Consider the following 11,360-nt stretch of genomic DNA (forward strand, 5'->3'; position numbering starts at 1 on the left):
GCCCTCCCGATGTGAGGTCAGCCCGCCCGGGAGGCGGCCTCCTCGGCGCTGGTGCCGGCCGGGATGTCGTCCACCGGTCGCACGTCACGGGTGGTGCACAGGATTGGCGCGGCCAGCAGCAGCGCACCCACCCCGAGGACGGAGACGCCGTACCACCCTCCCGCGTTCCAGATCTGGGAACCGAGGAGGGAGCCCATCGCGATCCCCAGGAAACGGGTCGTGAAGTAGAGGGTGTTGAGCCTGCTGTGCTGCCCGGCGTCGAGCTTGAAGAGCATGGCCTGGTTGACGACCTGGTTTCCCCAGACGCCGACGTCCAGCAGGACGACGCCCAGCACCATCAGGACCAGCCACTCCTTGCCGCCCGCGAGCGTCGCCCAGCCGACCAGCGAGACGACCAGCAGCACCGTCTGCGTGTAGCGGCCCCCCTTGCGGTCGGCCAGCCGGCCGGCCCGCGGCGAACCGAGCGCGCTCGCCGCGGCGACCAGGCCGAACAGCCCGGCGATGCCCGGCCCGTAGCCGTAGGAGTCCTGAAGGACGAAGGCGAGCGTCGTCCAGAAGGCGCCGAAGGAGACGCCGACCAGTGCCCCGGACGTACACACCCGGCGCACCAGCGGGCTGCCCCGGAACAGCTTCGGCAGGCTCTTGAGCAGATCGCCGTACGGCATCGCGGCACTGCCGGTGATGCCCTTGGGCAGCGTGAAGAACAGCAGGACCAGGAGCATCACCATCAGCGCGACCGAGCAGCCGTAGACCCAGCGCCAGCCCACGAGGTCGGCCAGTGCCCCGGCGTAGGTGCGGGAGGCGAGCAGGCCGACCAGCAGGCCGCCTTGGAGGACGCCGACGACCCGGCCCTTGGCCTGGCCGCCGGTGAGCGCCACGGCGAGCGGGACGACGATCTGCGGAATCGGGGTGAGGGCGCCCAGCAGGAAGCTGACGACGGTGAGGACGGCGAGGTCGGGGGCGAGCGCGGCGGCGGCCAGTGCCACCGTCGTCGCGGCCCCCAGGGACAGGATCAGCTTGCGGCGGTCGCGGGTGTCGCCGAGCGGGACGAGCAGCAGGATGCCGAGCGCGTAGCCGAACTGCGTGGCCGTCGGGACCGAGCCCATCGCGCCCTCGGAGACCCCGAAGGAGCTCGCCATGTCGGTCAGGACGGGCTGGTTGATGTAGATGTTGGACGAGGTGATCGCGCAGGCCAGGGTGAGCACGATCGTGAGCGTCCGGCCGAGCGCGCCGCCCGCCGCGCCGCTCTTCGGGGGGCCGGCCGGGGGCGTCACGGCAGGATCCCGGCGTCGACGACGGCGTCCCGCAGGACCTTGTGCGCGCCGCGCGCCGTGCTGCCGCCGTCGGCGCAGAAGGCGCGGACCAGTGTCCCGATGACGGGCTCGGCCCGGAACAGGCGGATCCCCTTGTCCTGGATGGCCGTCAGCTCCTCCGGCGTGGCGTGGGTGTAGTAACGCGCCTCGGCCGTCGGCTGCGGAACGCCGGGCAACTGCTCGCCCTCGAGGGTCTGGACGACCGCCTCGTGCATCAGGGCGGCGCCGGCCCGGTGGTGCCGGATCATGTTCTCCAGCACCGAGCGGTCGTGGTCCAGCGGCTGGGTGGTGCAGGACAGCACATCGCCCGCGTCCCAGTCGGCGTTGATGTGGTGCAGCGTGAACCCGGCGTGCGCATCGGAGTTGGCCATCGCCCGGGCGTAGGTGAGCACCCCGCGGTAGGCGGGCAGGACGCCCGGGTGGAGGTTGAGCAGCGCGGAGTGTCCGGCCGCTGTGGAGAAGTATACGCCGGAGAACCGGCCAGCTGCGGCAGCCCTTTCCCCGGCAGGTCGCCGGAGCACAGCACCGCGGCGTCGCATGGATATACGACGTCCCCGCACTGGACGAGTGCTTTTCCGGTACCGGGCAGACAGTCCGTGACGCGGGCCTTCACGAACTCCACTTCGATGCCGTGCCGGTGGGCGTCCTCGACGGCGGAACGCAACTGCTCGCGAAGGTAACCGCCGTATTGTGCACGGGGTATGTAGGCATCTCCGGATGTCGGTCGACTCCCGTGCGGAATACGTGAGTCGATCCAGTCGAGGAAGTGGTCCGGGCGGTCGCCGTACATGGTCATGGTGGATGCACGCATGTTGAGGATATGGCATTCGTGCGGCGTACCGTAAGCGGGGCCGGTCGCCATTTCACCGGTGTGGTCGAAGAGTTGGATGCGTAACTTGTGGTCGCGGCTCAGAACGGCGGCCTGTGTGATGAGTTGGGTCGTCGTGAGAATACCGCTGGCCCCTGCGCCCACGACAGCGACGACTCTTTCCGAGAGCGGACCTCTGCCCTTGATCGCGTTCACCCGGCGAGCGTAACAACATGGATCTTGCACCCAATACTGAAATCGAGCCACCCTGCGATGGCTCACGGGAGTCGTTGCAAGATGCATGGAGTGCCGGAAAGGGGTTCAAATCCCCCGTCGACGACCCCTGAAGTCGGCCGAGTTGCCATGGCCGGCCGGCTCCGGGGGTGGCCGGAGAGGTGCGCCCCGTCGCGGCCCTGAGCCGGGGATTGCGGAAAAGAGACGCCCTGCAGTCGCTCAAGGAGTGGCAAAAGACCGGCGCTGCAGTCGGCACCTCTGATCCGGCCGGCCTCGACGCCTGCCCCGCCCCCGGCCCGTCATGGCGCGAGGCAGGAGCGGAACAGGTTCTCCGGGTCCCAGCGCGCCTTGAGTTCCTGCAGACGGTCCCAGGCGGCGGGGGCGTACGAGCGCCGGACAGCGGCCGCGTCGGTCCTGGCGCTCTCGTAGCCGGGGTCGCCGCGCCGGATCAGCGTCCCTTCGACGGCTCTTTCGACGGCTCCTTCGGACATCACGGCCTCCCCTCCTCGCTCGGCCGGTGTGGAAAGCGGTCAACGGTCAGCGGTCGGTCAGGGCGCAATCAGTCCGAAGACCGCGATGGTCACCAGATAACAGAGCACCACCACGGCCGCGCCCACCAGGTCGACGCGGCGGCCGCATGCGCGCGCGGGCACCAGCCAGAAGGCGAGCGCCTTGTTCACCAGAGGCATCAGCAGCCAGGTCAGCGCGCTGACGCTCAGCATGTTCCCGATGAACAGCCCGATATATCCGGGAACGCCGACACCGTTCAGCTCGGCTCCCTCGGTCAGGTTCAGCACCATCACGGTGGGATAGAGGGCCAGGAGCACGGACATGGCCTGTTTCCAGTTGGGCGGAGCACGGCCCTGCGCTCCCTCGCCGAAACGGAACCAGCCGCTGAACGCCGAGCCGACCTTGCGCACGTCGTAGGAGGCGAAACAGTTGCGTCCCTCCTCCAGCAGTTCCGCGCGGACATCGGAGGCGAGCCATGCGTCGAGGTGTTCGCGCGTGTCGAAGCGGAAGACGACGACCCAGCGCTCCTGCACTCCCTGAACCCCTTGGACCGGTTTGAACAATTCGGACCCCATGAAACCGGGTGCCTTCTCCTGCGCCTTGAGGGTCTTCGCCTGCCAACGCAGGAACCGCTGTTCCTGTCCGGGCCTGACCTCGTGCGAGATGACGGCCGTGATGGCCTCCGGGGCCCGCTCGGGAGCGGCACCGCCGCGGAGCACTTCCTGGGTCGGGGGCCCCTCGAACAGCTCCTGTCCTTCGGCGAGCAGCTCCTGCCTTCGGCGTGAGTTCAACCAGGCGGTCAGGTGGTCGACCCCGGAGAAACGGAAGACGGCCACCCATGCGTTCTCTTCGCCGGTTTCGGGCGAGTAGACCTCGGCGCCCTCGAAACCGGCGAATGCGCGGGCGGCCTCGTTCGTCCTGTCCTGCCAGCGCCGGTACTCCTCGACGCGGTCTGCGCGCACCTTCTGCGAGATCACGACGGTGGCGCTGTCGGCCCCGGCGTCACGGCTTGCACGAGAACCCACCCGAGTTAGGCTAATACGTATACGACTTTTCGGGCAAATCGGCCATCGAATCGGTCATAGTGATGCCGATCGGAGACTGCGTGATGCAACACGAAGCCCTTCAGTGAGTGGAGGATCAAGGTCGAGCAGATCCATCCCGAGCTCGGCGCCCAGGCCTACGGCGCGTGGATGAACAAGCCGGACCGGCACGCGTATTGACCGCCTCGCCTCCGGACCGGAACGGTGAGTACGTGGACAGGTGTCAGGCGCAGGACGCAAGCAGCGCTTGAGCAGGCACCCCGCTACGGCTCCACCGCGATCGTCGTCAGCACCAGCCCGTTCCCGGCGGCCCAGCGGCCGGAGAAGCCGGTCAGCGGCCTGCCCAGCAGGTCCGGTGCAGGCACCAGCATGCGGGCCGTGAACGTGCCGTCCGGCAGGATGGTGACCGAAGCGTCCTGGAAGTCCAGCAGCCGTCGGCCCACCGGGAACCACGCCTTGTACACGGACTCCTTGGCGCTGAACAGCAACCGGTCCCAGGCCGGGCCCCCGGAGGGCAGGGCGGCCAGCGCGGTGAGGTCCTCGGGGCGGGCGACGGCCTCCAGTACGTCGTCCGGGAGGGGTTCGTCCGGCTCCGCGTCGATGCCGAGCGCGGCCACCTCGCCGGCCCGGGCCACCACGGCGGCGCGGTAGCCCTGACAGTGCGTCATGCTGCCCACGACGCCCTCCGGCCAGCCGGGGGCGCCCCGCTCCCCGGGCAGGAGCGGCGCCGGCGGGTGTCCGAGCTTCGCCAGCGCCTCCCGCGCACACGCACGGACCGTGGTGAACTCGGCCCGCCGCTTGGCGACGGCCCGGGCGATCACGGCTTCCTCCTCCGGGAACAGCAGAGTGTCGAGCCGATCGGCGAAACTGTGGGCGCACACCACGCTCGACGGCAGCAGGCTCTCGATCACGCGCTCACCCTCCCCGCGACCGTCGCCTCGACCGCCCGGTTGTCCTCGTACGACACGTGCAGGTCACCGACCGCACGCAACACGCTTTCGGTCCCCCTCATCCCGCCAGCATAATCCGGAGGCGTCCGGCCGTATTTGCCGCTCCCCCTCTCGTGTCCACCTGGCGCGGACGGACGTCATGACGAACCGTCACAACCGGAATGCCGGTGCCACCGCCGAACGTTCCCTGTTCGCCTACAAGCCCCCTACAAGCACTGAAGACATCGGACTTATTGATCTAGACTGCGCCGACATGAAGGCTCTCGTACTGTCCGGCGGGGCCGGAACCCGCCTGCGGCCCATCACTCATACCTACGCCAAGCAGCTTGTCCCCGTGGCCAACAAGCCCGTGCTCTTCTACGGGTTGGAGGCCATCGCGGAGGCAGGAATCAGCGAGGTCGGCATCGTCGTCGGTGACACGGCCCCCGAGATCCGGCGGGCGGTCGGCGACGGGTCCGCCTTCGGCCTCGACGTCACCTACATCCAGCAGTCGGCGCCCCTCGGCCTCGCCCATGCTGTGCTGATCGCAAGGGAGTTCCTCGGCGACGAGGACTTCGTCATGTATCTCGGTGACAACTTCATCGTCGGCGGTATCGCGGATCTCGTGGACGAGTTCCGGGGCAGCCGCCCCGACGCACAGATCCTGCTCACCAAGGTGGCCGACCCCACCGCCTTCGGCGTCGCCGAACTCGACATCTCCGGAAAGGTGGTGGCCCTGGAGGAAAAGCCGGCCGCCCCGCGCAGCGATCTGGCCCTGGTCGGCGTCTTCCTGTTCACCTCGGCCGTGCATGAGGCCGTACGGGGCATCGAGCTGTCCGCGCGCGGCGAGTTGGAGATAACCGATGCGCTGCAATGGCTCATAGACCACGGACGTGACGTCCGGTCCACGACCATCTCCGGTTACTGGAAGGACACCGGAAACGTCATCGACATGCTGGAGGTCAACCGCGCCGTACTGGAAGGCATCGGGGGCCGCGTCGAGGGTTCGGTCGACGAGGCCAGCGAGATCATCGGCCAGGTCACGATCGAAGCCGGCGCCGAGATACGGGGCTCGCGGATCGTGGGACCGGTCGTGATCGGCGCGAACACACGGATAGCCGGTTCCTACGTCGGCCCGTCCACCTCGATAGCGTCGGACTGCCGGATCGAGTCCAGCGAAATAGAGTTCTCCATCGTCCTGACCGGGGCCACGATCCAGGGGGTCCGCCGCATCGAGAGTTCGCTGATCGGGCGGAACGTCGAGGTGACCCCTGCCACCGGTGTGCCGGCGGCCCATCGGCTGGTGCTCGGGGACCACAGCAAAGTGCGCATCTCGTCATGACCGTCACCAGGATCCTCGTCACCGGCGCTGCCGGCTTCATCGGCTCCCACTACGTTCGCACCCTGCTCGGCCCGAACGGCCCGGCCGGAGTACGGGTCACCGTGCTCGACAAGCTGACCTACGCCGGCAACCCGGCCAATCTCGACCCGGTGCGCGATCACCCCGGGTTCTCCTTCGTCCGGGGCGACGTCTGCGATGCCGCGGTCGTGGACCGGCTGGTCGCCGAGCACGACCAGATCGTGCACTTCGCCGCGGAGTCGCACGTGGACCGGTCGATCCTGGGCGCAGCCGAGTTCGTCCGGACGAACATCGGCGGGACGCAGGTCCTGCTCGACGCGGCGCTGCGCCACCACGCCGACGGCCGGGGCGTCTTCGTCCATATCTCCACGGACGAGGTGTACGGCTCCATCCCGCACGGTTCCTGGCCGGAGACGCACCCGCTGTCCCCCAACTCGCCCTACGCGGCCTCGAAGGCGGCCGCCGACCTGATGGTCCTCGCCCACCACCGCACACACGGACTCGACGTCCGGGTGACCCGCTGCTCCAACAACTACGGCCACCACCACTTCCCCGAGAAACTGATCCCGCTGTTCATCACCCGGCTGATGCAGGGCCGCACGGTCCCGCTGTACGGGGACGGGCTCAACGTCCGCGACTGGCTGCACATCGACGACCACGTCCAAGGCATCGAACTGGTTCGCACGAAGGGCCGGCCCGGAGAGGTCTACAACATCGGCGGTGGCACCGAGCTCACCAACAAGGAGCTGACCTCCTTGCTGTTGGAGGCGTGCGGGGCCGGTTGGGAGTCGGTGGAGTACGTCACCGACCGCAAGGGCCACGACCGCCGGTACTCGGTGGACTGCACCAAGATCACCCAGGAACTGGGCTACCGGCCGCGCAAGGACTTCGCCGCCGGGCTCGCCGAGACAGTCTCCTGGTACCGCGAGAACCGGCACTGGTGGGAGCCGCTGCAGCGGCGCGCCGAGCTGGGAGCGGGCGCCCGGTGACAACTCCGGCGCCCGGTCGCACAGGCTCCACGGGACCGCCCCGGCGGCCGGCCGCGAGGCGGTCGCCGGGGCGGCACGGTGGAGGCAAGGAGGGCCGCCCGGGTCCGGGGCCGCTACTCCTCCGGAACGCCGGCGACGCCCGGCGGCAGGAACCGCCGGCCGATCGCCCGCTCCGACGCACCGACCCGGTCGAGGTACGGAGTGATCCCGCCGAGCCAGAACGGCCAGCCGACGCCCAGGATCAGGCACAGGTCGACGTCCTGCGGTTCGGCCACCACGCCCTCGTCCAGCATCCGCCGGATCTCGTCGGCGAGGGCCACCGACGTACGGTCCAGCAGCTCGGCGCCGGTGGACGGCGCGGACCCGGCCTGCCACAGCGCCGCGACCTCGGGATCGAGGGTCTTGCCGCCCTCGGCGTCCCGGAGCCACACGGAGGCCTTGCCCGCTTCGACGAGCCGCCGCAGGTTCCCGCTCACGGCGAACCGGTCGGGGAACGCCGTGTGCAAGGCCTCGGCGACGCGCAAGGCGACTGCGGGGCCGACGAGTTCCAGCAGGCCCGACGGAGTCATCGGCAGCCCCAGCAGGTCGAATGCCCGGTCCGCCACCTCGAACGGCGTGCCCTCGTCCAGGGCCGCGACGACCTCGCCCAGGAACCGGGCGAGCACCCGGTCGACCACGAACGCGGGCGCGTCCGACACCAGTACGCAGGTCTTGCCCAGGCCCTTGCCCAGCGCGAAGGCCGTCGCCAACGCGGCGTCGTCGGTCCGGTCGGTGCGCATGACCTCCAACAGCGGCATGGCGGCGATCGGTTCGGCGAATCGGAACCCCACCATCCGTTCCGGGTGGCGCAGTTCGGTCGCGGCCTCCGCGACAGAGGTGCGGGAAGTGGTGGTCGCCAGAACGCATCCGGCCGACACGTACTCCTCGATCTCCGCGAACCCCCGTTGCTTCGCCGGGAGATCGCCGTCCCGGGCCTCGACGACGACGTCGGCCCCCCGGAGCGCTTCCCGGTCCGGTGAGCCGGACACCAGCGCCCTGACGCGGTCCGCCGCGTCCCGCGACATCTGCCCGCTGTCGAGCAGCGTGCCGACTTCGGCGTGCACGCGGGCCACGCCTTCGTCCACGCGTGTCCGGTCGGTGTCGGTCAACACGACCGGGACGTCCAGCTGTCGCGCGAACAGCAGGGCCAGCTGCAGGGCCTCGGGACCCGTGCCGACGATCCCGATGTTCTCCACCGGACGCGCCCGCGACTCGTCGGGTATGCCCGGCTGCTGGGCCGCGCGCCACTGCACCAGGCTGAACGCGTACAGACTGGCACGCGACTCGTCGCGCATCAGCACGTCGGCCATGGCCTCGGACTCGGCGGGGTAGCCGCGGTCCAGGTCGTTGTGGCGGGCGAAGTCCAGCAGTTCCACGGCCCGCGCCGGCCCCGGCGACGCGCCGTGGGTCCTGGCTTCGACGAGTGCGTGCGCCCGTGCGATCGCCGCGTCCCAGCCCGCGCCGCGGTCGAACTCGGGGCGGGGCACCGCGATCTCGCCGTTGACCACACCGGCGAGCCAGCGCAGTGACGCGTCGAGGTAGTCGGCCGGGTCCAGCAGCACGTCCGCGATGCCCAGTTCGACGGCCTCCGCGGGCTGGAGCATCTTGTTGTCGAACGCGTTCTCGATGATCACGGTGACCGCGCGGTCCGGACCGATCAGGTTCGGCAGCAGCTGCGTGCCGCCCCAGCCCTGGAACAGGCCGAGGGCGCACTCCGGGAAGCCGATCGCGGGGACGTCCGCCGCCACCGTCCGGTACTGGCACGACAGCGCGAGTTCCAGTCCGCCGCCGATCGCCACCCCGTTGACGAACGCGAACGTCGGGATCGCGGAGTCGGTGAAGCGGCGGAACGCGTCGTGGCCGAGCTTGCCGACGGCCAGCGTGGTCTCGCGGTCCATGCCGACGGCGGCCAGGTCGGCGCCGACGGAGAAGCAGAAGGGCTTGCCGGTCACCGCGATCGCCGCCGGGTCCGCGGCCAGCGCCGCGTCGAAGGCGGCGTCGATGCCGATGATGGCCTCGCGGCCGAAGGTGTTCGGCTTCGTGGGGTCGAGCCCGTTGTCCAGGGTGATCAGCGCGACCGGCTTCGCCAGCCCGGGCACCGGGACCACCCGGGTGGTCGCGCGGGTCACGACTTCGTCTCTCACTTGCCCCTCCAGTGTGGGTTCTGCCTGATCATGGTGGATCCCCGGACGGCCGGCCTCACCACGCGATCGGGAGGGAGAGCGGCCCCTGGATCGTGTCGCCCGGTGCGAACGGGATCCGGTCGACCGGTTCGGCCAGGCGCAGGCCGGGCAGGCGGGCGAACAGGGCTCGCAGCGCGATCTCCATCTCGACGCGCGCGAGATTGTGACCGAGGCAGAGGTGGATGCCGTGGCCGAACGTGATGTGGTGGCGCGCCGAGCGCGTCAGGTCCAGTTCCTCGGGGACCGGGTAGACGGACGGGTCCCGGTTGACCAGCGAGGTCGCGAAGAACACCGCGTCGTCGGGGCGGATGACCACCTCGCCGATCTCTATCTCCGTGGTGGCCACCCGGGCCAGGCCCTCCACGATGGAGAGGAACCGCAGGAGTTCGTTGACGGCGTTCGGGAACAGCGAGTCGTCGGCTCGTAGGGCGGCGAGCTGCTCGGGGTGCTCCAGCAGCGTCAGGGTGCCCAGCGTGATCATGCTGGCGGTCGACTCGTGACCGGCGATGAGCATGAAGATCGCCAGGCTCACCGCGTCCTGGCGTTCCAGCTCGCCCGCTCGCATGTGGGCGACCAGGGTGTCCAGCAGGTCGTCGCCCGGCTCGCTCTCCTTACGGGCGATCAGTTCGCCCATGTAGCCCATGAGTCGGACGGCGGCCCCCGCGGCCTCCTCGCCCGTCGTGGCGCGCAGCAGGAGCGAGGACTGCTCCTCGAAGAAGTCGCGGTCGGAGTACGGCACGCCGAGCAGCGCGCAGATCACGCTGGACGACAGCGGCAGCGCGAACTGCGTGACCAGGTCGGCGGCCGGGCCCTTCTCGGCCATGTCGTCCAGCAGCTCGTCCACGAGCTGCTGGATCCGCGGGCGCAGGTCGGCCACGCGCTGGTTGGTGAACCTCGGCAACAGCATGCGGCGTTGGGCGTGCTGCTCGGGGCCGTCGGCGCCGAGCAGCGGGGTGCGGCGCTGTTCGAGGGGGATGGCCGCGAAGCGCGGGGAGGTCACCGGGAAGGCGGGGTTCTCGCGGACCGACGACAGTCGCTCGTCGGTCAGCAGCTGCCGTGCCTCGGCGTGGCCCGTCACGATCCACGCTTCGCGCCCGTCGTAGAGCTTGACGCGGGAGATCGGCCCCTCTTCGAGCAACGGCCGGTAGCCGGTGGGCGGGTGATAGGGGCAGGAGCGGTCCTGCGGGAAGGAAACGGCCTCTGTCACGTCTGAACCCCTTGGTGAATATCGGTCCCGGCAACAACCGTGCCAGGAAATGGATCATCCCGGTGCGCCCCTGGCGGGTCAACCGCCGTCGGCCGTGCGCGGGTTAGCGGCAACGCCGGGCCGGGTGGTGTGCCGACGTGCGGGCAACTGCCGCAACCTGCAACGACGCGCTCGTCGGTCCCCCGGGAGGGCCGACCGGCCCTGGGCGGGGAACGCCGTCCGCACGAATAATGATCAAGCTTATTGAACTGCCTTGACGCCGGACTCTCGTGGGGTAGCGTGTACCTGCTGTCTGAAACGCATCGTAGGCGGGGGAAGCGATGAGAGCACGTCCGTGGAACGGCAGACGCGTAGGCGCGTTGATGAGTTTCCGCGTATCGGTCCGGACACACACCCCAGCCCCTCTATGCCGTGAGGCCTCGGCCGCGGGATGTCCGGAAGTCCCCCGACCCCGCCGATGAGTTCGTTCGCGGGACACGTGCCGTTCGTTGTCCTGTAAGGCGCCTGCTCGCTCTTCGGTGCCAACGTGAACGCGACGCGGCTTCACAGGGGATCACGCCGGGAGCGTGATCCGGCGAATGCCGGTGGGCGACGAAGCCTGCGCGGCATGTGGTGGTGCCACCGTCCCGAGCTGCTGTCGGACCCACTCACAAAGTTCGAAGTTGAAGTCCTTTCCTGATCGCCGCCCCTTCTCGGTTGTGGCCTGTCTCGATCGGGAAGCCGGGGTTTGAAAGAGGGCTTTTCT

General features: G+C 69.6%; 9 protein-coding genes and 1 pseudogene. 2 read left to right on the forward strand and 8 right to left on the reverse strand.

Annotated elements, in window-relative coordinates:
• Positions 1-17 precede the first annotated feature (17 nt).
• From ACMATS_RS31460 to ACMATS_RS31485, 6 genes and pseudogenes are all read right to left on the reverse strand, one after another.
• Positions 18-1,274, reverse strand: a complete 1,257-nt coding sequence (locus tag ACMATS_RS31460) for an MFS transporter (protein ID WP_414169795.1) — start codon at positions 1,272-1,274, stop codon at positions 18-20.
• On the reverse strand, positions 1,271-1,852 hold the full coding sequence (locus ACMATS_RS31465) for a formyltransferase family protein (RefSeq protein WP_414169796.1): 582 nt from the start codon (positions 1,850-1,852) through the stop codon (positions 1,271-1,273). Before ACMATS_RS31465 ends, ACMATS_RS31460 begins: the two co-directional genes overlap by 4 nt.
• A pseudogene (locus ACMATS_RS31470) lies at positions 1,837-2,424 on the reverse strand (FAD/NAD(P)-binding protein); the annotation flags it as partial. The gene ACMATS_RS31465 and the pseudogene ACMATS_RS31470, both read right to left, overlap by 16 nt.
• Before the next feature lie 230 nt (positions 2,425-2,654).
• Entirely contained in the window at positions 2,655-2,846 is a 192-nt protein-coding gene (locus ACMATS_RS31475; protein ID WP_391155236.1) for a BBE domain-containing protein, read from the reverse strand.
• A gap of 57 nt (positions 2,847-2,903) precedes the next feature.
• Positions 2,904-3,890: an antibiotic biosynthesis monooxygenase gene (locus ACMATS_RS31480; protein ID WP_414169797.1), complete on the reverse strand. Its 987-nt coding sequence runs from the start codon at positions 3,888-3,890 to the stop codon at positions 2,904-2,906.
• A gap of 281 nt (positions 3,891-4,171) precedes the next feature.
• Positions 4,172-4,819 carry a 4'-phosphopantetheinyl transferase family protein gene (locus ACMATS_RS31485; RefSeq protein ID WP_414169798.1) on the reverse strand — a complete coding sequence of 216 codons (648 nt, stop codon included), beginning with the start codon at positions 4,817-4,819 and terminating at the stop codon, positions 4,172-4,174.
• A 292-nt stretch (positions 4,820-5,111) separates the two neighbouring features.
• Here ACMATS_RS31485 and ACMATS_RS31490 point away from each other — a divergent pair, with 292 nt between their 5' ends.
• Together ACMATS_RS31490 and rfbB are read left to right on the forward strand one after the other, a co-directional pair.
• Positions 5,112-6,179, forward strand: coding sequence for a glucose-1-phosphate thymidylyltransferase (locus tag ACMATS_RS31490; protein WP_414169799.1), 1,068 nt, complete (start codon positions 5,112-5,114; stop codon positions 6,177-6,179).
• The gene (rfbB, locus tag ACMATS_RS31495; RefSeq protein WP_414169800.1) at positions 6,176-7,186 is read left to right on the forward strand and encodes a dTDP-glucose 4,6-dehydratase; all 1,011 of its coding nucleotides are present in this window, start codon (positions 6,176-6,178) and stop codon (positions 7,184-7,186) included. The genes ACMATS_RS31490 and rfbB overlap by 4 nt, the downstream gene beginning before the upstream one ends.
• Positions 7,187-7,299: 113 nt before the next feature.
• Here the strand turns inward: rfbB and ACMATS_RS31500 are convergent, their stop codons facing one another.
• Together ACMATS_RS31500 and ACMATS_RS31505 are read right to left on the reverse strand one after the other, a co-directional pair.
• On the reverse strand, positions 7,300-9,369 hold the full coding sequence (locus ACMATS_RS31500) for a 3-hydroxyacyl-CoA dehydrogenase NAD-binding domain-containing protein (protein ID WP_414169801.1): 2,070 nt from the start codon (positions 9,367-9,369) through the stop codon (positions 7,300-7,302).
• A gap of 55 nt (positions 9,370-9,424) precedes the next feature.
• Positions 9,425-10,615, reverse strand: coding sequence for a cytochrome P450 (locus tag ACMATS_RS31505; protein WP_391155229.1), 1,191 nt, complete (start codon positions 10,613-10,615; stop codon positions 9,425-9,427).
• Positions 10,616-11,360: the final 745 nt, after the last annotated feature.

The organism is Streptoverticillium reticulum, assembly GCF_047456005.1.
In the GTDB taxonomy this organism is placed as follows: Bacteria; Actinomycetota; Actinomycetes; order Streptomycetales; family Streptomycetaceae; genus Streptomyces; species Streptomyces reticulum.

Excerpts from the sequence above, each read along its gene's own strand:
- ACMATS_RS31465 (WP_414169796.1), bottom strand. The coding sequence starts at position 1,852 with ATGCGACGCCGCGGTGCTGTGCTCCGGCGACCTGCCGGGGAAAGGGCT.
- ACMATS_RS31475 (WP_391155236.1), bottom strand. The coding sequence starts at position 2,846 with ATGTCCGAAGGAGCCGTCGAAAGAGCCGTCGAAGGGACGCTGATCCGG.
- ACMATS_RS31490 (WP_414169799.1), top strand. The coding sequence starts at position 5,112 with ATGAAGGCTCTCGTACTGTCCGGCGGGGCCGGAACCCGCCTGCGGCCC.
- rfbB (WP_414169800.1), top strand. The coding sequence starts at position 6,176 with ATGACCGTCACCAGGATCCTCGTCACCGGCGCTGCCGGCTTCATCGGC.